The sequence below is a fragment of the Bradyrhizobium genomosp. III genome, from assembly GCF_000261705.1.
Taxonomy (GTDB): domain Bacteria; phylum Pseudomonadota; class Alphaproteobacteria; order Rhizobiales; family Xanthobacteraceae; genus Bradyrhizobium; species Bradyrhizobium ottawaense.
In genome coordinates, this window is sequence record NZ_AJQF01000381.1 from 18532 (window position 1) to 44338 (window position 25807).

The window sequence follows — 25807 nt, forward strand, 5'->3', positions numbered from 1 at the left end:
CCCCACGCGGAGGTGGCACGATGCGCAACGAGACGATCGCTATTCACGCCGGCTACGAGCCCGAAGCGACCACGCACGCGGTCGCCGTGCCGATCTACCAGACCGCGGCCTACGCTTTCGATAGCGCCGATCACGGCGCGGCGCTCTTCAATCTCGAGGCCGAAGGCTTTCGCTACAGCCGCATCGCCAATCCGACCAGCGCCGTGCTGGAGAAGCGCATCGCCCAGCTCGAAGGCGGCGTCGGTGCGCTTGCGGTTGCGACCGGACAGGCGGCGCTGCATTTCGCCTTCGTCAACGTCGCCGATCACGGCGGCAACATCGTCTCCGTGCCGCAGCTTTACGGCACCACGCACACGCTGCTCTCACACATCCTGCCGCGGCAGGGCATCACTGGCCGCTTCGCCGAGAGCGACAAGCCGGAGGCGGTCGCGAAGCTGATCGACGAGAACACCCGCGCGGTGTTCGCCGAGACCATCGGCAATCCCGCCGGCAATGTCTGCGATATCGAGGCGCTGGCCAAAATCGCGCATGCACATGGCGTGCCCCTGATCGTCGACAACACCGTCGCAACCCCGATTCTGCTCAAGCCGTTCGACTACGGCGCCGACATCGCCGTGCACTCACTGACAAAGTTTCTGGGAGGCCACGGTACCACGCTCGGCGGTGCCATCGTCGATTCCGGGAACTTCCCGTGGGCGAAATACGCCGATCGCTTCCCGGCCTACAACAAGCCCGACGCCTCCTATCACGGCCTCGTCTATGCCGAGCGCTTCGGCAAGACCGCCTATATCGAGCGCGCGCGCAGCGTCTATCAGCGCACCATGGGCTCGGTGCTGTCGCCGTTCAACGCTTTCCTGCTGCTGCAGGGCATCGAGACCGTGGCGCTGCGCATGGAGCGCCATGTCGAGAACGCGCGCAAGGTCGCCGAATTCCTCCGCAAGGATCCGCGCGTTGCCTGGGTCAATTACACCGGCTTTCCCGACAGCCCCTATTATCCGCTGGTGCAGAAATATCTCGATGGCAACGCCTCGTCACTGTTCACCTTCGGCATCAAGGGCGGGATGGAGGCCGGCAAGTCCTTCTATGACGCGCTGAAGCTGATCACGCGCCTCGTCAATATCGGCGATGCCAAGTCGCTGGCCTGCCATCCGGCCTCGACCACCCATCGGCAGATGTCGGCAGAGCAGCAGCGCGTCGCCGGCGTGCTGCCGGAAACGATCCGGCTCTCGATCGGCATCGAGCATGTCTCTGACATCATCGAGGACATCGACCAGGCGCTGGACAAGGCCTGCCTCTCGGCGCGCCTCGAGGCCGCGGAGTAGGCGGCGGCGTCAATGACGATCTTGATCGACAGGGATCAAGTCATATCGAGCCCGGCGCTGGTGCCGGCCGAGCGCGATCTCGCGCGCGATCACGGCGCTGAGCTCACGATCGGGCTCGTCAACAACATGCCGGATCCGGCGCTGAAGGCGACCGAGCGTCAGTTCTTGAAGCTGCTTCAGGCGGCGGCCGGTCCGCGCCGCATCCGCTTCCATTGCTTCTCGCTGCCCAGCGTGAAGCGCTCGCCGGAGGCGAAGTGGCATGTCGAGAGCGAATATTCCGACCTCTCCGATCTGAAGCGCCAGAAATTCGACGGGCTGATCGTGACAGGCGCCGAGCCGGTTGCGCCCGAGCTCGACCAGGAGCCTTATTGGCGTGACCTCGCCGACCTCATTGACTGGGCCAAGGCCAACACGCGCTCGACGATCTGGTCGTGCCTTGCCGCGCATGCGGCGGTGCTGCATCTCGACGGCATCGAACGGCGGCGGCTGCCGGCCAAATGTCACGGCATCTTCGATTGCGACGCCGTGACGAGCGATGCCCTGACGCGTGCCGCGCCGGCGCCGCTGAAGGTGTCGCATTCGCGCCTCAACGAGCTCGCGGAGAGCGACCTGGTGCAGGCCGGTTATCAGGTGCTGACACGCTCGGCGGAGGCCGGCGTCGACATTTTCGTTCGCCAATATGCCAGCCGGTTCGTGTTCTTCCAGGGGCATCCGGAATATGACGCGCTGTCGCTCCAGCGCGAATATCTGCGCGACATCGGCCGCTACCTTGCGCGGGAGCGTGAGAACTATCCGCGCCTGCCCGTGGGCTATTTTGACGCAGCGACGGAAGAGAAATTGGTCCGCTTCGAGAAGAAGGCGGCGCACCAACGCCATCCGGCGCTCACCAACGAACTGCCCGGGCTGAATTTGCGCGCCGATATCGGCTCCGGCAGTGCGGCCGCGGTGCTTTTCCGCAATTGGTTGCAATATCTCAGTGTGGAAACCGAAGCGCCGGCCCTTGCGCGTTAGCGAAGGATATTGGTTCCGCGTTAGGATTACCCAGGCGTTAGGCTTGCCTCGACCAGCGCGCGAATGTTTCAGTACAGACATACGGAATCACGGGAAACGCAGTCGTGTGGTCGGCACTCCAGGGACGCGTGAGCAATCGGCTGGCCCGGCATTTCCGCGCCGCGCCGCACCGGCTGCCTGCGCATGCGCCGATCGTGAGCTTCACCTTCGACGATGCCCCGGATAGCGCCGCAGGCGAGGGCGCCGCGCTACTGGAAGAGCATGGCGGCCGCGGTACGTTTTATCTCGCCGGCAGCCTGATCGGGCAGCCGTCGGACCATTGGCATGGCCTGTCGGACGATGCGATCGTGCGGCTTCACCGCGCCGGTCACGAGATTGCCTGCCACACCTTCTCGCACCAGAGCTCGGCCAATCTCGACGAGGCCGCGATGGCTCGCGAGATCGAGCGGAACCGCACCTATTTTCGCAGCATCGATTCCTCGATCAATCTGGAGAACTTCGCCTATCCCTATGGGATTGCCTCGGTCTGGCGCAAGCCGCAGCTCGCCAAGGCCTTCCGTTCTGCGCGCGGCATCCTTCCCGGCGTCAACAGCGACGTCATCGATCTCCAGTTCCTGCGTGCGTCGCCCTTGGTCAATTGTGAGATCGACAAGGCAGGCGTCGATCGCTATTTCGACGAGGCGGTGGCGAGCGGTGGATGGCTGATCTTCTACGGCCATGACGTCGCGGACGCGCCGAGCCCCTACGGCTGCACGCCGGACCTGATGCGTCATGCGCTGGAAGCCGCCGGACAGCGCAACATGCCGATCGTGACGGTCGCAGAAGCGCTGCGCAGGATCGGGGCGTAGGGCTTATTCACCTCTCCCCGTAGGAATGGGGAGAGGGAGGAAGCAGCCGCGCCTCGACCCTCAAACGCTCTTGCCACGCCGACGCCAGCATGCGACTGGCCTTGTGACGAATCTCTTGGCCTTGTTCCCCGAACGCCCATGAATGCCCCTTCCACCGCCCCGCGACCTGCGCCGGCCAACGGCCGCGATGCGCGGTCGGAGCTGCATTCGGTGTTCGGCCTGCCGGGCTTTCGCGGTTCGCAGGGCGAGATCATCCGGCACGTCACGGACGGCGGCAATTGCCTGGTGCTGATGCCCACCGGCGGCGGCAAGTCGTTGTGCTATCAGCTGCCGTCCCTGCTGCGCGAAGGCTGCGGCATCGTGGTGTCGCCGTTGATCGCCCTGATGCGCGACCAGGTTGCCGGCCTGCTCGAGGCCGGCGTCAACGCCGCCGCGCTGAATTCGTCGCTGACGCTGCAGGAGGCCTCCGACATCGAGCGGCGGCTGCTCGCGGGCGATCTCGATCTGCTCTATGTCGCGCCGGAACGCCTGGTGACGCCGCGGTGCCTGTCGCTGCTGGCGCAGGCCAAGGTGGCGCTGTTCGCGATCGACGAGGCGCATTGCGTCTCGCAATGGGGCCACGACTTCCGCCCCGAATATGTCGGCCTCTCCATCATCGCCGAACGGTTCCCCGACGTGCCGCGCATCGCGCTGACCGCGACCGCCGACGAGTTGACGCGCAAGGAGATCGTCGCCCGGCTTCAGCTCGCGGACTCGCCGCAGTTCGTCTCCAGCTTCGACCGGCCCAACATCCGCTACGAGATCGTCGACAAGCGCAGTGCGGTGTCGCAGCTGAAGGAGTTCATCCGGGAGCGGCATGCCGGGGACGCCGGCGTGGTCTATTGCCTGTCCCGCAACCGTGTCGAGGAGGTCGCCGCCGCGCTCGACGAGGCCGGCATAGCCGCGCTGCCATATCACGCCGGGCTCGACAGCCAGGTGCGTTCGCGCAACCAGGACCGCTTCCTCAACGAGGACGGCATCGTCATCGTCGCGACCGTCGCGTTCGGCATGGGCATCGACAAGCCCGACGTGCGCTTCGTCGCCCATCTCGACCTGCCCAAGAGCATCGAGGCCTATTACCAGGAGACCGGGCGCGCCGGTCGCGACGGCAAGCCGTCGGCGGCCTGGATGGCCTACGGCCTCTCCGACATCGTGCAGCAGCGTCGCATGATCGACGAATCCAGCGCCTCCGACGAATTCAAGCGGGTCTCGATCGGCAAGCTCGATGCGCTGGTCGGCCTTGCCGAGACGCCGCACTGCCGGCGTCGGCGGCTGCTCGCCTATTTCGGCGAGATCGTGATGGGCGAGAGCTGCGGCAATTGCGACAACTGCCTGACGCCGCCGAAAATGCGGGACGGCAAGGTGCTGGCGCAGAAGCTGCTGTCGTGCGTCTATCGCACCGGGCAACGTTTCGGCGCGATGCATCTGATCGACGTGCTGGTCGGGCGCCTGACCGAGAAGGTGACGCAGTTCGGCCACGACAAATTGTCCGTGTTCGGCATCGGACGCGAGCTCAACGAAAAGCAGTGGCGCACCGTGCTGCGGCAATTGGTGGCGATGGGGCATTTGCAGAGCGACAGCGAAGCCTATGGCGCGCTGAAGCTGACCGAGACCGCGCGCGGCGTGTTGCGCGGTGAGACCGAGGTGTGGCTGCGCGAGGAAGCGCCCGGCACGCGCCTTCGCGCAAGCCGCGGCAAATCCCGCCGCGGCGACCTTGCGCCCGACGCCAACGCCCCGCAAGGCGATGTCGATCCCGAACTGCGCGCGCGGCTGCGCTCGTGGCGTTCGGACATTGCGCGCGAGCGCGGTGTGCCGGCCTATGTGGTGCTGCACGATGCCACCATCGACGGCATCGTCCGGGCCTGGCCGACGACACTCGACGAGCTGCGCAACGTGCCCGGCATCGGCGACAAGAAGCTCGAGCATTATGGCGACGAGCTGCTGCAGATCGTCAGGACGCGGTAGGGCTTCTCGTCATCCCGGACAAGCGGAAGCGCAGATCCGGGATCCATACCGCGTGATTTATCTTGGGGCACGCGGGGAGACGTTCTTCGCCAAACGTCTCCCTGGGGTTATGGGTCCCGGGTCTGCGCTTCCGCTTGCCCGGGACGACAGCGAGTGGAGGCGCGAGGTACGGCGCAGCCTCACCCATTCCTAAACGCGTAGGCATACCCGTTCAGCGCGGGCGCGCCGCCGAGATGCGCGTACAGAATCTTCGCGCCCTTCTCGAAATAGCCCTTCTGCGCGAGGTCGATCAGGCCCTGCATCGACTTGCCCTCGTAGACGGGGTCGGTGATCATGCCTTCGAGACGCGCGGTGAGGCGGATCGCTTCCTTGGTCTCTTCCGACGGCACGCCGTAGGCGGGATAGGCGTAGTCCTCGATCAGCACGACGTCCTCAGTGACGAGGTCCTTGCCGAGCTCGACCAGCTTTGCGGTGTTCTGCGCGATCTCGAGCACCTGCGATTTCGTCTGCGCCGGCGTGAAGGACGCATCGATGCCGATCACCTTGCGGGCGCGGCCGTCGGCGGCGAAGCCGACCAGCATGCCGGCATGGGTCGAGCCGGTGACGGTGCAGACGACGATGTAGTCGAACTTGAAGCCAAGCTCGGCTTCCTGCTTGCGCACCTCTTCGGCGAAGCCGACATAGCCGAGGCCGCCGAACTTGTGCACGGAGGCGCCGGCGGGAATCGCGTAGGGCTTGCCGCCCGCCGCCTTCACCTCGTCGATCGCCTGCTCCCAGCTCTTGCGGATGCCGATGTCGAAGCCGTCGTCGACGAGGCGCACGTCGGCGCCCATGATGCGCGAGAGCATGATGTTGCCGACACGGTCATAGACCGCGTCCTCGTGCGGCACCCAGGCTTCCTGCACCAGGCGGCACTTCATTCCGATCTTGGCGGCGACGGCGGCGATCATGCGGGTGTGGTTCGACTGCACGCCGCCGATCGAGACCAGCGTGTCGGCGTTGGACGCGATCGCGTCGGGGATGATGTATTCGAGCTTGCGCAGCTTGTTGCCGCCATAGGCGAGGCCGGAATTGCAGTCCTCGCGCTTGGCGTAGACCTCGACATTGCCGCCGAGATGTTTTGACAGCCGCTCCAGCTTCTCGATGGGCGTGGGGCCGAAGGTCAGCGGGTAGCGCGGAAATTTGTCCAGCTTCATGGGTCATCCCGATTGGCGTTGGTGTTGGCAGCTGCCTAGCATCGCGTCGGAAAAATGTGCTCTCGAATATTGCGCCAATGTTGCGCCATTTCTTGCGGAAATAGGGCCAATCGCTAATAATCCTTCCGAAAGATCACCTATCTATGAAAGCTTCTTTCATGTCTGCCCGGCTCGATCGCACCGACCTTAAGATATTGAGATTGCTGCAAAACAACGGTCGGCTGAGCAATGCCGAGCTGGCCGAAACCGTCGCAATCAGCCCCGCCACCTGCCATCGCCGCACCCAGCGCCTGTTCGAGGGCGGGTTCATCGCCACTGTGCGCGCCATGGTCGCGCCGAAGAAGGTGGCGAAGGGCACGCTGGTGATGGTCGGCGTCGTGCTCGACCGCTCGACGCCGGAGAGCTTTGCGATCTTCGAGCAGGCGATCGCCAAGCTGAAATTCGTGCTCGACTGCCACCTCGTCGCCGGCGACTTCGACTATTTCCTCAAGATCCGCGTCGGCGACATGGAGGATTTCAACCGCATCCATGGCGAGCAGCTCATCGCGCTGCCCGGCGTGCGCCAGACCCGCACCTTCTTCGTGATGAAGGAAGTCGTCGACAACGCGCCGCTGGAATTTTGAGCGCGCCCTTGATGCGCAATGCGTGTCGTGAGAGATTCGCTCGATGCAGACATTTCCCTTCCGCCCGCACAATCCGGCCGGACCGGCCTATCGGCGCGGCTGGGTCGACGAGGCCGTGGCCGCGATCGAGGCCGACCAGTGCCGCACAGCGGACACGCATCTGATCCGGCTGATCGTGCCGGCGCTATCAGGCATCGACATCTATCTGAAGGATGAGTCGACCCATCCGACCGGCAGCCTGAAGCATCGCCTCGCGCGCTCGCTGTTCCTCTACGCGCTCTGCAACGGCCACATCCGTGAAGGCACGCCCGTCGTCGAGGCCTCGTCCGGGTCGACCGCGGTGTCGGAGGCCTATTTCGCGCAGATGATCGGCGTGCCCTTCTACGCCGTGATGCCGCGCACGACCTCGGCGGAGAAGATCGCCGCGATCGAGCATTATGGCGGCAATTGCCATCTGATCGACGACGGCCGCGCGCTGTATGCGGAGGCCGCCGCGCTCGCCGCGCGCCTGAACGGCCATTACATGGACCAGTTCACCTTCGCCGAGCGCGCGACGGACTGGCGCGGCAACAACAACATCGCTGAATCGATCTTCACGCAATTGCACGGCGAGCCGCGGCCGTTGCCGGACTGGATCGTGATGGGCGCGGGCACCGGCGGCACCTCGGCCACCATCGGACGCTATCTGCGCTATCGCCAATATCCGACGCGGCTCTGCGTTGCCGATGTCGAGCATTCCGCCTTCTTCGATTGCTTCCGCTCGCAGGACCGGTCTCGTGTGTGCGACCGCCCGTCACTGATCGAGGGCGTCGGCCGTCCGCGCTGCGAGCCCTCCTTCGTGCCTGGCGTGGTCGACCGCATGATGAAGATCCCGGATGCGGCCACGATCGCGGCGATGAACGTGTTGTCGCGCCGGCTGCGCCGCCCGGTGGGCGGCTCCACCGGCACAAATTTCCTGGCGCTGTGCCGGCTTGCCTCGGAGATGCGCCAGTCGAACGCGACGGGATCGCTGGTGACGCTGATCTGCGATTCCGGCGAGCGCTATCGGCAGACCTATTACGAGCCCGCTTGGCTGAAGGCGCGCGGGCTCGATCCGACGCCGTTCGAGGCCAATTTGTCGTCGTTTCTCGCGACAGGTGAGCCGCTGACGCTCGCCGTCGACGATTTCGCAAATCCCCAGAGCGCACGAGGCCCCGAGGCGACATAATCGAATTTGTCGGAACGCCCGCCTGGCGTGCGATGTCACGGCAACTTCACTTGCGTTGCGCGCACCTGCGGGCAAGCCTCGTATTCTCAACGAGGAGATCTCCACCGTGCGCCTTCCCATTCTCGATCCGAAGGATCTGACCGACGAACAGAAGCCGCTCTATGACGACATGCGAGCCGGCATCAAGGACCACTTCAAGGGCTTCGTGAATATGCGCGACGACGGCGCGCTGCTCGGGCCCTGGAATCCCTGGGTCCGCGAGCCGCGCTTCGGCAAGCCGGTGTGGGAGCTGGTCAAGGCGATCGCGTCGAACCCGCTGCTGCCGGCCCCGGTGCGCGAGGTCGCCATCCTCGTCACCGGCTCGCACTTCCGCTCCGGTTACGAGCTCTATGCCCATGTGCTGGTCGCCGAGCAGCGCGGCCTGTCTGACGAAAAGCTCGCGACCATCGTCGCCGGTCAGCGGCCGGTGGATCTCACCAGGCAGGAGGCCATCGCGTATGACGTGGCGTCCGCGCTGGTCAGTGGCGGCGTGCTGCCGGAATTGACCTGGCGCGCCGCCGTGAAGGAGTTCGGCGAGCACGGCGCGGCCGAGCTGTCCTATCTCGTCGGCGTCTATTGCATGGTCTCGGTCACGCTCAACACGTTCGACGTGCCGGTGCCGGACTAAAAGCCGCGTCCTTCGATCACTCCGCCGCCTTGCTTGCAGGCGGCGGGGGCGCGAAGGCGATGCAGCGGTTGCGGCCCTCGGCCTTGGCCTGGTAGAGCGCATGATCGGCCGCGCCCATCAGCGCGTCGATGCCGGACATGCTGACGGCGGCCTCGGCGATCCCGACGCTCACGGTGAGGCCGAACTGAATTTCGCCGGCGACGATTTGCGCGCTCATCACACGTTTGCGGATGCGATCGGCCACGGTCCTTGCACGAGACAGGCTGGTCTCGGGAGATCCGGTTTACCACCTATCCACCATGATCCCAGTCAGTTGCGGACCGCATAGAGCGGCGTTCGCAACGTCACCTGGTAGGACGGCTTCGGCATCCAGGCGATCTGCGCGGTGATGCCGAACAGGCGGTTGTCGTTGTCGTCCATGCGATCGAGGTCGAGCCGCAGGATCGGCTGCGTGAAAGACTCCGCCAGCGTCCGGCCCGCGAGCTGCGCCCCGCCGAACGACTGCATGCCGAGGCGCCCGGTGAACTTCCAGTTGCTCGGCCATTGGTAATAGCCGCCGGCATAGAGGATCGTGTTGGGCCGGATGCTGGCGAACGGGCTGGCGATGGTGGTGGTGGTGTACTGCACTCCGGCCAGCCAGCCGCGCGTCTCGTCCTCGTCGAGCGCGTAGTCGAATTCCAGGATGTTGTTGAACGAGTTCGTCATGCCCTGATCGTTCGGCACCGATTGCGTCAAGGTCGATTGCAACGTGATGGTCGGGATCGAGCCGCCATTCTGCCGATAGAGGTCGGCCTGCACGCCAATGTTCCAGCTTGTGACGTCGAACGTCGACCAGCCGCCGCCGATGTCGGTCGTCGAGCCCGACACGCCGCCATAGAGCGAGACGCGGTCGCTGACGTCGACGGTCAGCGGCAGGGGGACGGCAAACGATTTCGCGGCCGGCAAGCCGTTCGACAGCGCTGCGCCTCTGCGCACCGCCAAAGCCTCGAGCGCGGCCGACAGTGACGTGTTGCCGAAGCCGAGCCCGAGCGTGCCCGCCGGAATCGTCGCGTAGGTCGTGCGCAGATCGAGATAGATGTTCGGGACCGCCGGCTTTGCCGGTGCGTCCTCCTCGGCTTCGGCGGAGCAGGCGGCGCTGGTCGAAATCGCCAGACAGGCCAGTCCCATTGCGACAGTGCGCAGAGCCGGACGATGCGATAGGCAGTGACTGGGCACGTGACAATCCGACGCGCGGGGTCTGTGTGGCGAAATCGTGTGCTAGATGGAACGTGATCGCTCCCGTGGTCAAGCGCTATCCGCAAACGATGGACGGCATCGATGTGCGCGGCTACCCTGTCGTGATTGCACCGATACGCTTCGCCGGCCAGAGTGCAGGCCGGGCAATGGAGGACGACAGCCATGACCACGTCACGCCGCATCCTGCTCGCCGGAATGGCGGGGCTCGCCGTCGCTCCGACCGCTGTCGCGGCCGCACCCGCGCCAGTGCGCGATGACGCGACGGTTGCCGAAGAACGCTTTGCGCGCCTGATCGCCGCGGCGCATGCGCCCGACGTCACCTGCGCCCGGCAGGCCGAACGTTATGCGGACGCGCATTGGGCTGACTATGTTGTGGCAGCGAGGGCCGTTATCGATGCGCGCGCCTGATACGCGCTCTTACCTCGCAACCGCTCGTCGAACCTGCTCGCCGATCTGCGACAGCACCAGCTGCGCCTGCGGCAGGATCGCGCCCATGGCGTGGAAATTGTGAACCATGCCGTCGTGGCAGACATGCTCGACGGCGACGCCCGCGGCGAGCAACTTGCGGGCATAGGCATTGCCTTCATCGCGCATCGGATCGTACTCGGCCGTGTGGATGATCGCGGTCGGCAGACCCGTGAGCCGTGTTGCCCGCAAGGGAGAAACGCGGGGATCGGCGGTGTCGATACCGTCAGGCAGATAGTCGGAGAGATCGGCCTCGATCGTGACGCGGTCGATCAGATGGCCCTCGGCAAAGGCCTCTCGTGAGGGCGAGGTTTCCTCGAAATCCAGCACCGGGCAGATCAGGCATTGCGCGGCGATGGCGAGGCCGGCGGTCTGCGCCGCCTCCTGGCATACGATCGCAGCGAGTGTTGCACCCGCGGAATCGCCGCCGACCACCAGACGGTCCGCATCGATGCCGAGCGATTCGGCCTCGCGCGCGACCCATTCGGTGGCGGCAATCGCGTCATCGACGGCGGCAGGGAATTTGTGCTCCGGTGCGAGCCGGTAGTCGACCGAGACGAGGCGGCAGCCGGTGGCATGCGCCAGCGCCGCCGCGATGCGATCATGCGTGGCAATGCCGCCCGCGACCATGCCGCCGCCATGGAAAAACACGAAGCCAGGCGCACGCTGATCGGCATTTGCAGGCGTGTAGAGCCGATAGGGCAGTTCGCTGGCGCGGCCGGGCATCATACCGTCGCGCACCGTCACGTCCGGCGCATCGGTGCGCGCGAACTGCATCAGCTTCGCCAGCGATTGCCGCCGCGCCTCCACGCTCGGCCGGCCGCTGGCCCGCGGCCCAGCCGCAGCCATCATGGTCAACAGGCGCTTTGCGAGCGGATCGAGCGACATGCTGCCTCCTTCTTCCCGTGCGGGAGAGGGTAAACCACCAATTCCGCGCAGGGAATCATTTAGATGTTGCGTCCAATAGTGGCGCTATATTGCGGCAGCATGCCAAGGGAGGCCTGATATGGCCGAGATCAGGAAGCCGATCGAATATTCGCCGAGCTGGACCTTCTTCGAGGGTAAATGGCACGACGGCAATGTGCCGATCATGGGCCCGCGCACGCATGCGGCCTGGCTCGGCTCGATCGTGTTCGACGGTGCACGCGCGTTCGAGGGTGTTGCGCCCGATCTCGATCGTCACGTCGCCCGCGCCAATCAATCCGCGATCAATTTTGGCCTGAAGCCGGTAGTCGATACCGGCACCTGGCTCACGCTCGCAACCGAAGGCATTGCCCGCTTTGCGGCCAATGCAGAGCTCTACGTCCGTCCGATGTATTGGGCGCAGAACGGCTCGGGCGGCGGCGTGCTGTTCGACCCCGAGACCACCAATTGGTGCCTGTGCATCTACGAGGCGCCGATGCCCAAACCCGTCGGCAACGCCATCACCCTGTCGCCATTCCGCAGGCCGACCGCCGAATGCGCCCCGGTCGAGGCCAAGGCGGGCCTGCCTCTACCCGAATAATTCGCGCGCGCTCGCGGAAGCCGCCTCGCGCGGCTTCCAGAACGCGTTGATGCTCGACATGCTCGGCAACGTCGCCGAGTTCGGCAATTCCAACGTGTTCATGGCCAAGGACGGCGTGGTCTATACGCCGGTGCCGAACGGCACCTTCCTCAACGGCATCACGCGCCAGCGCGTCATCACCCTGCTTCGCGGCGACGGCGTCACCGTGGTCGAGAAGACGCTGCGCTATGCCGACTTCCTGGCTGCCGACGAGATCTTCTCCACCGGCAATTTCGCCAAGGTCGCCCCGGTGATCCGCATCGACGAGCGTGAGCTGAAGCCGGGCCCGTTCTACACCCGTGCGCGCAAGCTCTATTGGGACTTCGCGCATGCGGTGAAGCTGGCGGCATAGCTGCCATTTACTCCGCTGTCATCCAGCATTCCAGAGACAGCATGATTGAACCGATGGGCCTCGGCGTGCTGGATGCCCCTTCGCGGGGCATGACAGCTGATCTTAGTTGCGCTTTCGAAACCGGCTGAACTGAAACGCCTGCGTCGAACCCCAGGGCGTATGATGCGTCTCGCGGCGCGTCTCGACCAGCTCGAAATCCGGCCCGAGCTCCGCAGCAAGGCTGGCGCTGTCATGGCGTTGCACCGGCAAGCCGCTGCATTTCTCCGGACCATCGGGCGCAAAGGTCGCGATGATGATCTGGCCGCCAGGCGCAATCGCGGATCGCAGGCGCTCGACGTAAGCCGCCCTGTCGTGGGGGTCGGTCAGGAAGTGAAACGCCGCGCGGTCGTGCCACACATCGTAAGTCCTGGTCGGCCGCCAAGTCGTGGCGTCGGCGACGATCCAGTCGACCGCGGAAGAGGCCCGACCGATTCGCGTCTTCGCCGCGTCGAGCGCGTTGGCGGAGAGGTCCAGCACGGTGAGATCGCGATATCCGTCTTGAAGAAGAGCATCGACCAGCCGCGAAGCGCCCCCGCCGATATCGATGATCGCCGCGTCGCGATCCGGATTGGCAGCGCGGATCATGTCGCGCGAGATCGTCGGGCTATCCTGAAACCAGCTGACCTCGGCCTCGCCCTTGGTGGCGTAGACGTTGTCCCAATGCATGGTGCGGTCGGGCATCGCGCGCTCCGTGCGTGTCAACCCGTCATCCTGAGGCGCCGGAGCGGAGGCCTCCAGCGACAACGGCTTCGCCGTTGCGCGAGGATGACTGGGTTAAAGCCGGTGAGGAAGAAATGGTAGGCGCGCGCGAAATTGCCAATCGCGCGCCCGCCGCGGGCGGACGCGCTGGTCGACGCGAAAGGTCCTACTCGTCCTTCTTCGACATGCGCTCGAGGCGCTCCTGCATGTCCTTCATCTGCTGGCGCAAATCGTCGATGTTGCTGTCCTTCGGCGTCTCGGCGTTCGCGTCGGACTCCGGCTCGGCGGCGGCCGCCGGACGGCCCGCATTGGGAGCAAACGGCTTGAACATCGAGAAGGTCTGCTGGAACAGCTCCATGTTCCGGCGGACTTGTTCTTCCAGAGGAGCAAAAGGAGTGCCGGACAGGGTGTTGGCGATCTGCTTGCGGAACTTCTCTTGCTCCTGGGTCAGGGTCGCAATCGACTGCTCCAGATATTTCGGCACCACCATCTGCATGCTGTCGCCGTAGAAGCGGATGAGCTGGCGCAGGAAGGTGGTCGGGAGCAGGTTCTGGCCGGCCTTGTTCTCCTGCTCGAAGATGATCTGGGCGAGCACGGAGCGGGTGATGTCGTCGCCGGTCTTGGCGTCATAGACCAGGAAATCTTCGCCATCCTTGACCATCGCGGCGAGGTCTTCCAGCGTCACATAGGTACTCGTTCCGGTGTTATAGAGCCGGCGGTTCGCGTATTTCTTGATGGTCGTGGGTTGGTCTGATTTCGCCATGGGCTCTCACTTGCAAGCGCGGAGAACGGGAACCGAGCGGGCTATGCCGCAGGGCGGGAAGAGTACGCAACGCAACAAAATAAGCATTTTCAAAGGGCTCACGCTACCGTTTTGTGCGGCACGGTTAATCGCAGAGCAAAATCTTGCTTGCGAAAGCGCCAAGAACGCTATTTTGAATGCGCTGCGGTATGAATTCGGTCGCCGGCCGATTGACATGCCTCAACGACGTTAACAGGATGGCTGACGAGACTGGCGAGCCGTTTTCTCAAAGCCCCGCCTGCCCCTTTCAAGAAACCTCAAGCCTCAGGAGATGCCCATGTCAGACGATGTCGTCATCGTCAGCGCCGCCCGCACCCCGGTCGGAAGCTTCAACGGAGCGTTCGCGACACTTCCCGCCCACGATCTCGGCGCCATTGCCATTAAGGCCGCGCTGGAGCGCGGTGGCATCGAGCCCGGTCGGGTCTCGGAAGTCATCATGGGTCAGATCCTGACCGCCGCCCAGGGCCAGAACCCGGCCCGTCAGGCCTCGATCGCCGCCGGTATTCCGGTGGAGAGCCCGGCCTGGGGCGTCAACCAGCTTTGCGGTTCGGGCCTGCGCACGGTCGCACTCGGTTACCAGGCGCTGCTCAACGGCGATTCCGAGATCGTGGTCGCCGGCGGCCAGGAATCCATGAGCATGGCCCCGCACGCCCAGTATCTGCGTGGCGGCGTCAAGATGGGTCCTGTCGAGTTCGTCGACACCATGATCAAGGACGGCCTGTGGGATGCCTTCAACGGCTACCACATGGGCAACACCGCCGAGAACGTCGCACGGCAGTGGCAGATCACCCGCGCCCAGCAGGACGAGTTCGCGGTCGCCTCGCAGCAGAAGGCCGAAGCGGCGCAGAAGGCCGGCAAGTTCACCGACGAGATCGTTCCCGTCACCATCAAGACCCGCAAGGGCGACATCGTCGTCAGCGCCGACGAATATCCGCGTCATGGCGCCACGCTCGACGGCATGGCCAAGCTCAAGCCCGCCTTCGAGAAGGACGGCACGGTCACCGCGGGCTCGGCATCCGGCATCAATGACGGCGCCGCCGCCGTGGTGCTGATGACCGCCAAGCAGGCCGCCAAGGAAGGCAAGAAGCCGCTCGCCCGGATCGTGTCCTGGGCGCAGGCCGGCGTCGATCCGAAGATCATGGGCTCCGGCCCCATCCCGGCCTCGCGCGCCGCGCTGAAGAAGGCCGGCTGGAATGTCGGCGATCTCGACCTGATCGAGGCCAACGAGGCCTTCGCGGCGCAAGCCTGCGCCGTCAACAAGGATCTCGGCTGGGATACCTCCAAGGTCAATGTCAACGGCGGCGCGATCGCGATCGGTCATCCGGTCGGCGCGTCCGGCGCACGCGTCCTGGTGACGCTGCTGCACGAGATGCAGAAGCGCGATTCGAAGAAGGGCCTCGCCACGCTGTGCATCGGCGGCGGCATGGGCATCGCGATGTGCATCGCGCGCGACTGAAGATGGCTGACACGTAGCTTACGCGCAGTTTGCGCGTGCGCTGCACACGTCAGTGAGTGCGTTGCACGCGACTAAAAAGGCAGCGGTTGCAAATCAAATATTCTTCGCAATCTTGCAGGCCTCGACTAAATACAAACGCCCGGCTCAACGCCGGGCGTTTTGTTCTTGATGTCCGTCAAACCAACCGCATAATCCAACGTTAAAAAACAATCGCTTCAGAAACGTCCGAAGAGTCCAAGGGAAGGAATACGACATGGCACGTGTTGCATTGGTCACGGGTGGTACGCGGGGCATCGGTGCTGCGATCAGCAAGGCACTGAAGGCGGCGGGATACAAGGTTGCGGCGAGCTATGCCGGCAACGATACGGCGGCGGAGAAGTTCAAGGCCGAGACCGGCATTGCCGTCTACAAATGGGACGTCAGCAGTTTCGATGCCTGCGCCGAGGGCGTGAAGAAGGTCGAGGCCGAACTCGGACCGATCGAGGTGCTCGTCAACAATGCCGGCATCACCCGCGACACCGCCTTCCACAAGATGACGCTGGAGCAGTGGAACGCGGTCATCAACACCAATCTCGGCTCGCTCTTCAACATGACGCGCCAGGTCATCGAGGGCATGCGTTCGCGCAAGTTCGGCCGCATCATCTCGATCTCGTCGATCAACGGCCAGAAGGGGCAGTTCGGTCAGGTCAATTATTCCGCGGCGAAGGCCGGCGACATCGGCTTCACCAAGGCGCTCGCGCTGGAGAATGCCAAGGGCGGCATCACCGTCAATGCGATCTGCCCCGGCTACATCAACACCGAAATGGTGCAGGCGGTGCCGAAGGACGTCCTGGAGAAGAACGTGATCCCGCAGATCCCGGTCAGCCGGCTCGGCGAGCCCGAGGAGATCGCGCGGGCGGTCGTGTTCCTGGCGGCCGACGAAGCCGGTTTCATCACGGGCTCGACGATGACCATCAATGGCGGCCAGTATCAGGCCTGATATGGCGCCAAGCCTTCAGGTCAAAAGCCTGTAGCTTCAGGCGCGACAAGGCGTTAGTGAAGACGACAATGCCCGGCCTCGTGCCGGGCATCGTTGTCCTCAGAGCCTTCGTCAATGACCCCGCGCACAGCCACGCTGATCGGATTGACCGCGATCCTGATGTGGTCGTTGCTGTCGGTGATGACGGTGGCGACCGGAACGATCCCGGCGTTCCAGCTCGCCGCGATGACCTTCGCGATCGGCGGCCTGGTCGGCCTGCTCACCTGGATCGGCCGCGGCGAGGCGGCGAAGAGCCTGCGTCAGCCGCTGGTCGTCTGGGCTGTCGGCGTCGGCGGCCTGTTCGGCTATCACGCGCTGTATTTTCTCGCGCTGCGCTTTGCGCCGCCGGCCGAAGCCGGCCTGCTGAATTATCTGTGGCCGCTGCTGATCGTGCTGTTCTCGTCCTTCCTGCCGGGCGAGCGGCTCGCCCTCCATCACATCGTCGGCGCGATGCTCGGCCTTGTCGGCACCGTGCTGCTGTTCGCCGGCAACACCTCCGGCTTCGTGGCGGGGCAGGTGCCGGGATTGGCCGCGGCCTTCATCGCCGCGTTCGTCTGGGCGGCCTATTCGGTGCTGTCGCGCCGGCTCAAGGCCGTTCCGACCGATGCGGTCGCCGGATTCTGTCTGGCCACCGCCGTGCTTGCCGCGCTGATGCATGGCCTGCTCGAGACCACCGTCTGGCCGGAGACCACGCTGCAATGGCTCTCGGTGATCGCGCTCGGCATCGGTCCCGTCGGTGCCGCGTTCTACGCCTGGGACATCGGCATGAAGCGCGGTGACATCCGCGTGCTCGGCGCTGCCTCCTACGCGACGCCGCTGCTCTCGACCGGCTTCCTCATCGCCGCCGGTTTCGCCAAGGCCAGCGCCAACATCGCGATTGCTGCGATCCTGATTGCCGGCGGCGGTTTGATTGCCGCGAAGGATATGGTGCTACGGAAGCGGTGATCGTCATTCCGGGCGAATCCGGAATGACGGTGCGGGACTACGGCTCCCAGCCCTGTGGTGCGAGCTCGAAGCCTGCGAATTCGAATGCCGGGGCCACGGTGCAGCCGACCAGCGTCCACTCGCCCGTCGTCTCCGCCGATTGCCAGGCCTGTGCCGGCACGATCGCCTGCGGCCGGTCTCCATTCGCAAGGTCAGTGCCGAGCCGCACCTGGTGCTGCGAGCAGCCGTCGTGGGCGATGCGCAGCATCAAGGGACTGCCGGCGTAATAGTGCCATGTCTCGACCGCGTCGACGCGATGCCAGTGCGAACGCTCGCCGCGTGCCAGCAGGAAGTAGATCAGGGTCGAGCGCGAACGCCCGTTGGCGTCCGTGGTCTGGTCGCGAAACGTCTCGCGATAGTGGCCGCCCTCGGGATGCGGACGGAGTTCGAGGCGCGCGATGATCTCGGCTGCAGTCGGCATCGATCCAGTCAGGACTTTCTTCTGCAGGACTTGTGCTTCAGGACTTGTTTTTGCGCTCGCGCAGCTCGCCGAAGACTGCGGCGGCATCCGCGCCCTTCATGTGCAGCCTTGCCGCGACCTGCGGCTCATCGGCGCGCAGGAACACGTTGGCCCGCTTCTCGTCGCCAAGCAGCGTGGGAATGGTCGGCTTGTTCTCGGCCCGGAGCCTCGTCACCTCCGCTGCACGCGCCTGGAGCGCCGCATTGTCGGGATCGACGGTGAGCGCGAACTTGACGTTGGAGGCCGTGTATTCGTGGCCGCAATAGAGCTTGAAGTCGTCGGGCAGGGCACGCAGCTTCAGAAGCGAATCCCACATCATCGGATAGGTGCCCTCGAACACCCGGCCGCAGCCGATCGAGAACAGCGTGTCGGCGGCGAACACCGTCTTCTCGGTGTCGAACACGTAGGAGATGTGGTCGAGCGTGTGGCCGGGCGTCTCCAGGACGCGCGCCAGCAAATTGCCGATCTTGATCACGTCGGCATTGGCAACACGCAGATCGACGTCCGCAATTTTCGTGGTCTTGTCGTGCGGCGCGACGACGCGGCAGTTGTATTTCCGCTTGAGTTCGGCGACCCCGCCGACATGATCGCCGTGATGATGGGTGATCAGGATGTCTGTGAGCTGCCAGCCCTCGCGCTCCAGCGCTGCCAGGATGGGGCCGGCCTCGGGCGCGTCGATCGACGCCGTCGCCTTGGTTTCCACATCGTGGATCAGATAGCCGAAATTGTCGTTTAAACAGCTGAAAGTACGAATTTCGGCGGCCATGTCATCTCCATCGGGCTCAGCCCCGCCAGACAAATATGGCGTTAACGTTGCGCAGGCAATGCAATATTCCGCGCGCGGCGGCGGTCTCGCGCATGTTACATTGCCGTCATGACCATCGACGTCGTCGACCTCCGCGAGTTCTATTCCCGCCGCCTCGGGATCGTGGCGCGGCAAATGATCAATCGCGGCATCAGGGAACGCTGGCCGAGGGCGGAGGGCCACCGCGTGCTCGGCCTCGGCTATCCCACCCCCTATCTGGGGTTGTTCCGCGAAGACGCCGAGCGCTGCCTCGCCTTCATGCCGGCGGCCCAGGGCGTCCTGAAATGGCCGACGGGACGGCCGGCGCTGGCCTCTCTGGTCGACGAATTCTCGCTGCCGCTTCCCGACGCCGCGGTCGACCGCATCCTGCTGGTTCACGCGCTGGAGATGTCGGACGATCCGGCCGCGCTGCTGCGCGAGGTCTGGCGGGTACTGTCGCCGTCCGGGCGCGTGATCGCGGTGATCCCGAACCGGCGCGGGGTATGGACCCGCACCGACAGCACGCCGTTCGGTCACGGCCGGCCCTATTCGCGCTCGCAGATCACCGACCTGCTGCGCCAGACCTGGTTCACGCCGACCGCCTGGGGAGAGGCGCTGTTCATGCCGCCCTATGCCGGCGGCTGGGTGCTGAAATCGGCGCAGATGTGGGAGCGCGCCGGTGCGGCACTGTCGCTGCCCTTTGCCGGCGTCCATATCGTGGAGGCGACCAAGCAGGTCTACCGCGCGATCCCCGCCAAGCGCGAGCGGGCGCGGCTCATTCCCTCGCTCGCGAAGCCCGTGCTGGTGCCATCCTCGACGACGGTGACGCGCGGCTAGGTCACAAGCGTTGCCGCGACCGATGGTCGTCAAAAACAAAATCGTCCCGGCGAGGCCGGGACGATTCCAGATCAGTCGATCAGAAGAAGCTCACTTACTCGCTGGGCGCGAGATCATCGCCGGACGCGGCCGGAGCTGCTTCGCGCTCGGGGCGCGGGCCATGCGGCCGGCGCCGCCGGCGCGGGAAGCGTTCGCCACCGCCGGCACCGCCCTCGAAACCGGCCTGGCCGCCATTCGCGCCGCCGTTCACCTGCGGCTGCGCGCCGGTGATGAAGGAGGGCAGGCGATCGACGCTGCCGGTGTCGGTGACGACGGGCTGCGGCTGATTCTGCGGTTGCGGCTGGGGCTGATATTGCGGCTGCGGGCGATGGTCGCGCTCGCGGTGCTCGCGCGGTTGCTGCTGATCGCGCTGATAGGGCTGGTTTTCGCGCTGCTGATGGTCACGCTGGTGATGATCGCGCTGGCCGTCGCGGTCGCGCGCGAAGGGCTGCTGCTGTTGCGGCTGCGGGACGAAGCCCGGCTCCTGGCCGAAATTCGAGAAATTCTCGCCGTCGTCGTCGCTGTCGTCGCTGTTGCTGCTGATCGGCTCGTCGCCGCGCGGCTGCTGATTCTGGCGGAACTGTTCCTGGGCCGCGGCGATCAGACGGAAATAATGCTCGGCGTGCTGGTAGTAGTTCTCGGCTGCAACGGGGTCGCCGGAAGAGCGCGCGTCGCGCGCGAGCTGGAGATACTTTTCAGCGATGTGCGAGGCGGTGCCGCGGATCTTGATGTCGGGTCCGTTGGACTCGTAGACCCGGGTCATCGGGTTCTGGCTGCGCCGGTTGTTGTTGTTATTGTTATTGTTGCGGTTGCGCATCCGCTGCTTGTTCTGACCGTTTCTCATGTCCTGCCTTTAATTCCAGCCCTAAACGTTGCACGCATTACTTGATTGCTAGGAGTGACCTGGACAGCGGTTCACATCGCTCGCGCGCACCGCGCGCAAGAGCGGATCGAACCCTGCCGATGTTCGTCGACCGTCGCGTTCAAACAAGGACGCGTTCCCCACCCGCCAGCACTGATCGCCAGCGAACCCATTCATTTTGCCTGCCGAAACAAGCCCAGCTGTGTTGCGTAAGTCTTCAAGCGCAATATCAGGCTTTCGTTCACTTTGCGGTCGGAGAGCAGCGCAGCTCCAATGGCTATCGCGCTTCACAGGACCTGCGGCTTGGAACCTTTATCAGTAAAGCTCTCGCCCGAGAGCCCGGCTTTCGCCCGTAGGTCTACGGGGCCGGCACCGATGTCTTGATCGGAACGTAGTCGTTCCCAAGGGATATTCCAAGAGCTTTTTGCAAGCCAATCCGGCTTTTATGGGGGCATTTTTCGGGCCGAAACGGCCCGCAGAATGCCCGCCAGGTCGGCCTTGGGCGGCCTGTCCACCGTTAACGCGCCTGCTATCATCAAGGTTTCAATATTTCTGGCCTGCCCCTGTCCGGCCTCGACGATCAGCGCTCCGCCGGGGGCGAGACGCTCGGCGGCCTGCGGGATCAGGGCGCGATAGGCGTCATATCCGTCATTGCCGCCGTCGAGCGCTAGATGCGGATCGTGCTCGCGCACCTCGATGCTCAGTTTCGGAATTTCGGCGGAGGGAATATAGGGCGGGTTCGAGACGATGAGGTCAAACGGGCCGCGCAGCGCCGTCAGATAGGAGCAGGCGACGAAGCCGGCGCGATCGACGAGGCCGAGGGCGGCCGCATTGTCGCGCGCCGTATCGAGCGCCGTCGGGCTGACATCGGTGCCGACGCCAAACGCGTCGGGAATCTCCCGCAGCAATGCGAGCAGGATGGCGCCCGATCCGACGCCGATATCAGCGATTCGCGGGCGCCGCCCCGATATCGACAGGCCCCAGAAGATCTCGAGCGCCAGTTCGACGACGGTCTCGGTGTCCGGCCGCGGTACCAGCGTCGCCTCCGACAACCGCAACGGCATGCCCCAGAAGTCTCGCACGCCGAGAATGCGGGCGACCGGCTCATGCGCGAGCCGGCGTTGCGCGTATCGTTCGAGCCGCGTGGTCTCCTCAGGCGTGAGTTGTCGCGATGCCTGCGTCACCATACCGGTCAGATCGAGCTCCAACGCGGCCCCGACGAGCAGGCGCGCATCGAGGGTCGCCTGCTCGATGCCGGCCGCTTGCAGCCGTGCCCCGAGCGCGCGCCGCGCACTCTCGACATTATGTCCGGGATCGATATTTGTCGCCAATGGAGCCATCCTGCCTGCCATCGTGGATAGATCGGCCGGCTCGCTTGCGTCAACGGAAAGGAGCGCGTTTGATCGCGCCTCGCAAGCGTGGAGGGGTCCATGACGGCCTATGACGATCAGAACGTCTTCGCAAAGATCCTGCGCGGCGAGATTCCCTGCTTCGAGGTTTTCAGGGACGACCGCAGTCTGGCCTTTCTCGACATCATGCCGCGCGCGCCCGGACACACGCTGGTGATTCCGCGGGCGCCGGCGCGCGGCATCCTGGATATCGCGGAGGACGATCTGGCCGCCGTCGCCCGGACGGCCAAGCGAATCGCGATTGCGGCGATGAAGGCGTTTGACGCGGAGGGTATCATCCTCCAGCAGTTCAGCGAGCCGGCCAGCGGGCAGGTGGTGCTTCACCTGCACATGCACGTCATGCCTGTCAGGGCCGGCGTCGATCTCTTGCCGGCGCAGACGCGCAAGGAAGATATGGCCGTGCTCGCCGATCACGCCAAGCGGATGATCGCGGCGCTTGGCGGCTGAGCCTGACAGCCGAGATCGGCGGGTGGCTAGACGCCGAGATAGCGCTGCAGCAGCTCCGGCTGGGCCTTGAGCTCCTGCGCCGGACCCTCGTGCACGATGTGGCCGTTGTTGACGATGTAGATCCGGCTTGCCAGCGCCAGCGTCGCCGCCAAATTCTGCTCGACCAGCACGATGGTCTGGCCGGCCGCCGCCAGCTCGCGGCAGGCCTTGACGAGATCGTGGACGATGACGGGCGCGAGCCCCTCGAACGGCTCGTCCAGCAGCACGATCTTGGGATCGCGCACCAGCGCCCGCGCGATCGCGAGCATCTGCTGCTCGCCGCCGGAGAGCTCGGTGCCGCGGTTGCTCCGTCGCTCCTTCAGCCGCGGAAACATCTCGTAGACGCGGTCGAGCGGCCAGCGTTTCGGCGCGGTGATCCCGGCAAGGGTGATGTTCTCCTCCACCGACAGGCTGCCGAAGATACGGCGCTCCTCGTGCACGAGCTGCATGCCCGCCTGCGCGATCCTGTGGCTCCTGCGTCCGGCGATATCGATGCCGTCGAACCTCACGCTGCCGCTGCGCGGCGTCACGACGCCCATCAGGCTCTTCAGCGTCGTGCTCTTGCCGGCGCCGTTGCGGCCGAGCAGCGCCACCACCTCGTGACGTTCGACGTGCATGGCGACGTCGAACAGGATGTGGGAATCCCCGTAATAGCTGTTCAGGCCGTTGACCTCGATCAGGCTCATGCGGCGATCTCCCCGTGCACGCCGCCGAGATAGGCCTCCTGCACCGCGGCGTTGGTCCTGATTTCCTCCGGCGTGCCGTCGAGCAGCACCTTGCCCTCCTGAAGCACCGTCACGCGCTCGACCAGCTCGAACAGCGAATCCATGTCGTGGTCGATGATGATCGTGGTGCGGCCGCGCGCGATCGATTTGAGCAGCTTGACGGTCTCGACCCGCTCGCGCGGGCTCATGCCCGCGAGCGGCTCGTCGAGCAGCAGCAGGCGTGGCGAGGTCGCCAGCGCGAGCCCGATCTCGAGCCGGCGCTTCTCGCCATAAGCGAGTTCGGCGACCGGCGTGTCGGCGCGGCGGGTCAGATTGACCAAAGCGAGCGTATGCTCCACCTGCTCCGCCAGGCCCTTGACGCTGGAGAGCTTGCGGAAGAGATCGAGGCGGAACTTGCCGCGCAGCTCGGCGAGCGCGGCAATCGTCAGGTTCTGCCGCACCGTCAGCCCGGTGAAGAGCTGGTTGACCTGGTAGCTCTTGGTGAGCCCGAGCTGGCAAACCTCGGTGACCTTCAATCCCGTGATGTCGCGTCCCTCGAACACGATCTGGCCCGATGTCGGCGCGATCTCGCAGGTCAGCATCTTGAAGAAGGTCGACTTGCCGGCGCCGTTGGGGCCGATGATGCCGCGCAGCTCGCCTTGATTGACGCTGAAATCGATGTCGCTGTTGGCGACGAGGCCGCCATAGCGCTTGGTGAGACCGGTGGCTTTCAGGATCGGCCCGGAATAGGCGGGGTGCGCGACCTCCTTGGCCTGCATCGGCGCGGGCGCAAGGTGCAGTGTCGTCTCAGTGTCAGGCTCGGCCTCCGTATCGCTTCGCTTACGCCTGCCGGAGAGAAGGCGATAAAGGTCCGCAAGACCGCCGATGATGCCGCCGCGCAGGAAGCAGACCAGCAGCACGAACACGACGCCGAGCACCAGCTTCCAGGCGGCGCCCAGGCCCAGCGCGGACTGGAGGAAATCCTGGAGGAAGAGCCAGACGGTCGCGCCGACCAGCGGCCCGAACAGCGTGCCTCGGCCGCCAATGGCGGTCTGCATCACCAATTGACCGGACGTGTCGAAAGTGAAGGCGTCCGGCGGCATGAAGGCCTGGAGCACGCCGAGCAGGCCGCCGGCGAAACCGGCGTAGGCGGCTGCGATCACGAAAGCAGTCAATTTGTAGCCGTGGATGTTGTGGCCGACCGCGGTGGCGCGCAGCGGATTGTCGCGGATTGCGCTGAGGATGGCGCCGACCGGCGAGCGCACGATCCTGAGTGCGATGATGACGCCGATGAAATAGCACAGCGCGATGAACTGGTAGAGCGACCAGCCATTGGTGAAGTGGACGGTGGTGAAGCCGAGATTGAAGCTCGGCGTTGGCACGCCCGGCAGGCCGTTCTCGCCGCCGGTGAAGTCGGAGAGCGGATTGAACTCGACAAAGAAGAACACCTCTGCGATCGCCACGGTGATCATGGCGAAGTAGATGCCGGTGCGGCGGAGCGCGATCAGGCCGATCAGATAGCCGGTCGCGGCCGCCGCGATCATGCCGATGATCAGCGCGCCCAGCACGTTGCCGAAGCCGGCGCGGGTCAGGAGGTAGGCGGCGACGAAGCCGCCGGTGCCGTAGAAGGCGGACTGGCCGAACGACAACAGGCCCGTGAAGCCGAACAGGATGTCGAAGCCGAGGCCGAACAGGCCCCAGACCAGGATCCGGTTCACGGTGTTGGGTGCGAAGCCGAGATGGGGCAGCACGAAGGGAGCCGCGATCAGGCCGATGGCCGTCAGTGCCTCGATCAGGAAGGGGCGTTGCTTGAGCATCAGGCGATCACTCACTCGCGGCCCTGGACGCCGAGCAGGCCATGCGGTCGCACCACGAGCACGAGCGTCATCGCCGCAAACAGCATCACATAGGCGTAGCCGGGGTTGAACATGGAGGTGACGCTGATGATCTCGCCGGCGATCAGGCCGCCCAGGATCGCGCCTGGGAACGAGCCGACGCCGCCGATCACCACCACCACGAAGGTCTGGACCAGGATGTCGTCACCGATGCCCGGCGTCAGCGACACCACCGGCGCGTTGACGATGCCGGCAAAGCCGGCGGCCATCGCGCCGATGCCGAACACCACCATGAAGACCCGGTAGACATTGATGCCGAGCGAATCCACCATCACGGAATCCTCGATGCCGGCCCGCACGATCATGCCGAGACGGGTCCGGTAGAGGATGATGAACAGCGCGCCGAGTGCGATCGCGACGATGCCGACCACCGCGAGGCGGTAGGTCGGATAGAACATGAAGCCGAGATTGGTGATGCCCTGGAATATCGCCGGCGGCGGCACCAGCTGCGACTGGCTGGAGAAGATCAGCCGGATGATTTCGACGAAGCAGATGCCGAGCCCGAAGGTCACGAGCAACTGGTCCTCGTGCGGCCGATGATAGAAATGGCGAATGATGACGCGTTCCATCGCAACGCCGAGCAGCATCACGAACAGCGAGCCGGCGATCACCGCAAGGATGAACGATTCGGTGTACTGGTAGGCGACGAAGCCGGCATAGCCGCCGATCATGAACATCGCGCCATGCGCGAGGTTGAGCACGCCGAGCGTGCCGTAGATAATGGTCAGGCCGGAGCTGATCAGTGCGAGCAGCGCGCCGAGCGCGAGCCCGTTGAAGAGCTGCGAGACGAGGTTGGGCCAACTAATCATGCAATGGTCACGGTTGTGGCGCGTTCCGGCGGTGCGCAAAAATGGGTGAC

At 65.0% G+C, this 25807-nt stretch carries 26 protein-coding genes and 1 pseudogene; 14 read left to right on the forward strand and 13 right to left on the reverse strand.

Translation table 11 applies throughout. From position 1 onward, the window contains the following. Window positions 1-20 precede the first annotated feature (20 nt). The 4 genes from IC66_RS0130960 (at window position 21) to recQ (ending at window position 5185) form a co-directional block, all read left to right on the forward strand. Window positions 21-1322 carry an O-acetylhomoserine aminocarboxypropyltransferase/cysteine synthase family protein gene (locus IC66_RS0130960; protein WP_038950247.1) on the forward strand — a complete coding sequence of 434 codons (1302 nt, stop codon included), beginning with the start codon at window positions 21-23 and terminating at the stop codon, window positions 1320-1322. A 12-nt stretch (window positions 1323-1334) separates the two neighbouring features. Further along, a complete protein-coding gene (gene metA / locus IC66_RS0130965) occupies window positions 1335-2333 on the forward strand; it encodes a homoserine O-succinyltransferase MetA (RefSeq protein WP_038950248.1) in 999 nt (332 codons plus the stop codon). 104 nt (window positions 2334-2437) lie between these two features. Further along, entirely contained in the window at window positions 2438-3181 is a 744-nt protein-coding gene (locus tag IC66_RS0130970; protein ID WP_038950250.1) for a polysaccharide deacetylase family protein, read from the forward strand. 138 nt (window positions 3182-3319) lie between these two features. After that, a complete protein-coding gene (recQ, locus tag IC66_RS0130975; protein ID WP_038950251.1) occupies window positions 3320-5185 on the forward strand; it encodes a DNA helicase RecQ in 1866 nt (621 codons plus the stop codon). Window positions 5186-5364: 179 nt separating this feature from the next. Here recQ and IC66_RS0130980 read toward each other — a convergent pair whose 3' ends face one another. After that, window positions 5365-6381: a 1-aminocyclopropane-1-carboxylate deaminase gene (locus IC66_RS0130980; protein WP_038950252.1), complete on the reverse strand. Its 1017-nt coding sequence runs from the start codon at window positions 6379-6381 to the stop codon at window positions 5365-5367. Window positions 6382-6539: 158 nt separating this feature from the next. On the opposite strand from IC66_RS0130980, the gene IC66_RS0130985 reads away from it, so the two are divergent. The 3 genes from IC66_RS0130985 to IC66_RS0130995 all read left to right on the forward strand — a co-directional run bounded on the left by IC66_RS0130985 (window position 6540) and on the right by IC66_RS0130995 (window position 8878). Next, the gene (locus tag IC66_RS0130985) at window positions 6540-7004 is read left to right on the forward strand and encodes an Lrp/AsnC family transcriptional regulator (protein ID WP_038950254.1); all 465 of its coding nucleotides are present in this window, start codon (window positions 6540-6542) and stop codon (window positions 7002-7004) included. A 43-nt stretch (window positions 7005-7047) separates the two neighbouring features. Further along, a complete protein-coding gene (locus tag IC66_RS0130990) occupies window positions 7048-8211 on the forward strand; it encodes a PLP-dependent cysteine synthase family protein (RefSeq protein ID WP_038950255.1) in 1164 nt (387 codons plus the stop codon). 106 nt (window positions 8212-8317) lie between these two features. Beyond that, on the forward strand, window positions 8318-8878 hold the full coding sequence (locus IC66_RS0130995; RefSeq protein ID WP_038950256.1) for a carboxymuconolactone decarboxylase family protein: 561 nt from the start codon (window positions 8318-8320) through the stop codon (window positions 8876-8878). Window positions 8879-8894: 16 nt separating this feature from the next. On the opposite strand, the gene IC66_RS0131000 is transcribed toward IC66_RS0130995, so the two are convergent. Both IC66_RS0131000 and IC66_RS0131005 read right to left on the reverse strand, forming a co-directional pair. Then, on the reverse strand, window positions 8895-9140 hold the full coding sequence (locus IC66_RS0131000) for a diguanylate cyclase (RefSeq protein WP_085971847.1): 246 nt from the start codon (window positions 9138-9140) through the stop codon (window positions 8895-8897). A gap of 47 nt (window positions 9141-9187) precedes the next feature. Next, a complete protein-coding gene (locus IC66_RS0131005; RefSeq protein WP_038950259.1) occupies window positions 9188-10060 on the reverse strand; it encodes a hypothetical protein in 873 nt (290 codons plus the stop codon). 216 nt (window positions 10061-10276) lie between these two features. Between IC66_RS0131005 and IC66_RS43760 the strand changes: the two genes are divergently transcribed. Further along, on the forward strand, window positions 10277-10522 hold the full coding sequence (locus tag IC66_RS43760) for a hypothetical protein (protein ID WP_083859358.1): 246 nt from the start codon (window positions 10277-10279) through the stop codon (window positions 10520-10522). A gap of 9 nt (window positions 10523-10531) precedes the next feature. Here IC66_RS43760 and IC66_RS0131015 read toward each other — a convergent pair whose 3' ends face one another. Beyond that, window positions 10532-11467: an alpha/beta hydrolase gene (locus IC66_RS0131015; protein WP_038950260.1), complete on the reverse strand. Its 936-nt coding sequence runs from the start codon at window positions 11465-11467 to the stop codon at window positions 10532-10534. A 118-nt stretch (window positions 11468-11585) separates the two neighbouring features. Between IC66_RS0131015 and IC66_RS0131020 the strand changes: the two are divergent. Further along, window positions 11586-12474, forward strand: a pseudogene (locus IC66_RS0131020) (branched-chain amino acid aminotransferase). 102 nt (window positions 12475-12576) lie between these two features. On the opposite strand, the gene IC66_RS0131025 reads toward IC66_RS0131020, so the two are convergent. Both IC66_RS0131025 and phaR read right to left on the reverse strand, forming a co-directional pair. Beyond that, on the reverse strand, window positions 12577-13194 hold the full coding sequence (locus IC66_RS0131025; RefSeq protein WP_038950261.1) for a class I SAM-dependent methyltransferase: 618 nt from the start codon (window positions 13192-13194) through the stop codon (window positions 12577-12579). A gap of 184 nt (window positions 13195-13378) precedes the next feature. Continuing rightward, window positions 13379-13975 (reverse strand): polyhydroxyalkanoate synthesis repressor PhaR, encoded by a 597-nt coding sequence (gene phaR / locus IC66_RS0131030; RefSeq protein WP_038950262.1) that lies wholly within the window; start codon window positions 13973-13975, stop codon window positions 13379-13381. Between the two features lie 316 nt (window positions 13976-14291). On the opposite strand from phaR, the gene IC66_RS0131035 reads away from it, so the two are divergent. The 3 genes from IC66_RS0131035 to yddG all read left to right on the forward strand — a co-directional run bounded on the left by IC66_RS0131035 (window position 14292) and on the right by yddG (window position 17433). After that, on the forward strand, window positions 14292-15470 hold the full coding sequence (locus tag IC66_RS0131035) for an acetyl-CoA C-acetyltransferase (RefSeq protein ID WP_028141914.1): 1179 nt from the start codon (window positions 14292-14294) through the stop codon (window positions 15468-15470). A 253-nt stretch (window positions 15471-15723) separates the two neighbouring features. Then, complete coding sequence (phbB, locus tag IC66_RS0131040) at window positions 15724-16449, forward strand: acetoacetyl-CoA reductase (protein WP_028141913.1); 726 nt, start codon at window positions 15724-15726, stop codon at window positions 16447-16449. A 114-nt stretch (window positions 16450-16563) separates the two neighbouring features. Then, window positions 16564-17433: an aromatic amino acid exporter YddG gene (gene yddG, locus IC66_RS0131045; protein WP_028141912.1), complete on the forward strand. Its 870-nt coding sequence runs from the start codon at window positions 16564-16566 to the stop codon at window positions 17431-17433. Window positions 17434-17470: 37 nt separating this feature from the next. Here yddG and IC66_RS0131050 read toward each other — a convergent pair whose 3' ends face one another. Together IC66_RS0131050 and gloB are read right to left on the reverse strand one after the other, a co-directional pair. Then, window positions 17471-17893 (reverse strand): cupin domain-containing protein, encoded by a 423-nt coding sequence (locus IC66_RS0131050; RefSeq protein ID WP_018320528.1) that lies wholly within the window; start codon window positions 17891-17893, stop codon window positions 17471-17473. Window positions 17894-17930: 37 nt separating this feature from the next. Beyond that, window positions 17931-18698 (reverse strand): hydroxyacylglutathione hydrolase, encoded by a 768-nt coding sequence (gene gloB, locus IC66_RS0131055; RefSeq protein ID WP_038950263.1) that lies wholly within the window; start codon window positions 18696-18698, stop codon window positions 17931-17933. 108 nt (window positions 18699-18806) lie between these two features. On the opposite strand from gloB, the gene IC66_RS0131060 reads away from it, so the two are divergent. Then, on the forward strand, window positions 18807-19553 hold the full coding sequence (locus IC66_RS0131060) for a methyltransferase domain-containing protein (protein WP_028141910.1): 747 nt from the start codon (window positions 18807-18809) through the stop codon (window positions 19551-19553). 94 nt (window positions 19554-19647) lie between these two features. Here the strand turns inward: IC66_RS0131060 and IC66_RS0131065 are convergent, their stop codons facing one another. Further along, window positions 19648-20436, reverse strand: coding sequence for a DUF4167 domain-containing protein (locus IC66_RS0131065; protein ID WP_038950264.1), 789 nt, complete (start codon window positions 20434-20436; stop codon window positions 19648-19650). Between the two features lie 461 nt (window positions 20437-20897). Continuing rightward, complete coding sequence (gene prmC / locus IC66_RS0131070) at window positions 20898-21794, reverse strand: peptide chain release factor N(5)-glutamine methyltransferase (RefSeq protein ID WP_038950265.1); 897 nt, start codon at window positions 21792-21794, stop codon at window positions 20898-20900. 90 nt (window positions 21795-21884) lie between these two features. Here prmC and IC66_RS0131075 point away from each other — a divergent pair, with 90 nt between their 5' ends. After that, window positions 21885-22310, forward strand: a complete 426-nt coding sequence (locus IC66_RS0131075) for an HIT family protein (protein WP_038950266.1) — start codon at window positions 21885-21887, stop codon at window positions 22308-22310. 26 nt (window positions 22311-22336) lie between these two features. Here IC66_RS0131075 and IC66_RS0131080 read toward each other — a convergent pair whose 3' ends face one another. The 3 genes from IC66_RS0131080 to IC66_RS0131090 are packed head-to-tail and all read right to left on the reverse strand — an operon-like array spanning window position 22337 to window position 25757. Next, the gene (locus tag IC66_RS0131080) at window positions 22337-23035 is read right to left on the reverse strand and encodes an ABC transporter ATP-binding protein (protein WP_028141906.1); all 699 of its coding nucleotides are present in this window, start codon (window positions 23033-23035) and stop codon (window positions 22337-22339) included. Next, window positions 23032-24870, reverse strand: coding sequence for a branched-chain amino acid ABC transporter ATP-binding protein/permease (locus IC66_RS0131085; RefSeq protein ID WP_038950267.1), 1839 nt, complete (start codon window positions 24868-24870; stop codon window positions 23032-23034). Before IC66_RS0131085 ends, IC66_RS0131080 begins: the two co-directional genes overlap by 4 nt. An 11-nt stretch (window positions 24871-24881) precedes the next feature. Next, window positions 24882-25757: a branched-chain amino acid ABC transporter permease gene (locus IC66_RS0131090; protein ID WP_026202378.1), complete on the reverse strand. Its 876-nt coding sequence runs from the start codon at window positions 25755-25757 to the stop codon at window positions 24882-24884. Window positions 25758-25807 lie beyond the last annotated feature (50 nt).

Coding starts and splice junctions, on each gene's coding strand:
- IC66_RS0131065 (WP_038950264.1), bottom strand. CDS start 20,436: ATGAGAAACGGTCAGAACAAGCAGCGGATGCGCAACCGCAACAATAAC.
- IC66_RS0130960 (WP_038950247.1), top strand. CDS start 21: ATGCGCAACGAGACGATCGCTATTCACGCCGGCTACGAGCCCGAAGCG.
- yddG (WP_028141912.1), top strand. CDS start 16,564: ATGACCCCGCGCACAGCCACGCTGATCGGATTGACCGCGATCCTGATG.
- IC66_RS0131050 (WP_018320528.1), bottom strand. CDS start 17,893: ATGCCGACTGCAGCCGAGATCATCGCGCGCCTCGAACTCCGTCCGCAT.
- metA (WP_038950248.1), top strand. CDS start 1,335: ATGACGATCTTGATCGACAGGGATCAAGTCATATCGAGCCCGGCGCTG.
- IC66_RS0131035 (WP_028141914.1), top strand. CDS start 14,292: ATGTCAGACGATGTCGTCATCGTCAGCGCCGCCCGCACCCCGGTCGGA.
- IC66_RS0131075 (WP_038950266.1), top strand. CDS start 21,885: ATGACGGCCTATGACGATCAGAACGTCTTCGCAAAGATCCTGCGCGGC.
- recQ (WP_038950251.1), top strand. CDS start 3,320: ATGAATGCCCCTTCCACCGCCCCGCGACCTGCGCCGGCCAACGGCCGC.
- IC66_RS0131090 (WP_026202378.1), bottom strand. CDS start 25,757: ATGATTAGTTGGCCCAACCTCGTCTCGCAGCTCTTCAACGGGCTCGCG.
- phbB (WP_028141913.1), top strand. CDS start 15,724: ATGGCACGTGTTGCATTGGTCACGGGTGGTACGCGGGGCATCGGTGCT.
- IC66_RS0131025 (WP_038950261.1), bottom strand. CDS start 13,194: ATGCCCGACCGCACCATGCATTGGGACAACGTCTACGCCACCAAGGGC.
- IC66_RS0130990 (WP_038950255.1), top strand. CDS start 7,048: ATGCAGACATTTCCCTTCCGCCCGCACAATCCGGCCGGACCGGCCTAT.
- IC66_RS0131015 (WP_038950260.1), bottom strand. CDS start 11,467: ATGTCGCTCGATCCGCTCGCAAAGCGCCTGTTGACCATGATGGCTGCG.
- prmC (WP_038950265.1), bottom strand. CDS start 21,794: ATGGCTCCATTGGCGACAAATATCGATCCCGGACATAATGTCGAGAGT.
- IC66_RS0131060 (WP_028141910.1), top strand. CDS start 18,807: ATGACCATCGACGTCGTCGACCTCCGCGAGTTCTATTCCCGCCGCCTC.
- IC66_RS0131085 (WP_038950267.1), bottom strand. CDS start 24,870: ATGCTCAAGCAACGCCCCTTCCTGATCGAGGCACTGACGGCCATCGGC.
- IC66_RS0131080 (WP_028141906.1), bottom strand. CDS start 23,035: ATGAGCCTGATCGAGGTCAACGGCCTGAACAGCTATTACGGGGATTCC.
- IC66_RS0130980 (WP_038950252.1), bottom strand. CDS start 6,381: ATGAAGCTGGACAAATTTCCGCGCTACCCGCTGACCTTCGGCCCCACG.
- phaR (WP_038950262.1), bottom strand. CDS start 13,975: ATGGCGAAATCAGACCAACCCACGACCATCAAGAAATACGCGAACCGC.
- IC66_RS43760 (WP_083859358.1), top strand. CDS start 10,277: ATGACCACGTCACGCCGCATCCTGCTCGCCGGAATGGCGGGGCTCGCC.
- gloB (WP_038950263.1), bottom strand. CDS start 18,698: ATGGCCGCCGAAATTCGTACTTTCAGCTGTTTAAACGACAATTTCGGC.
- IC66_RS0130985 (WP_038950254.1), top strand. CDS start 6,540: ATGTCTGCCCGGCTCGATCGCACCGACCTTAAGATATTGAGATTGCTG.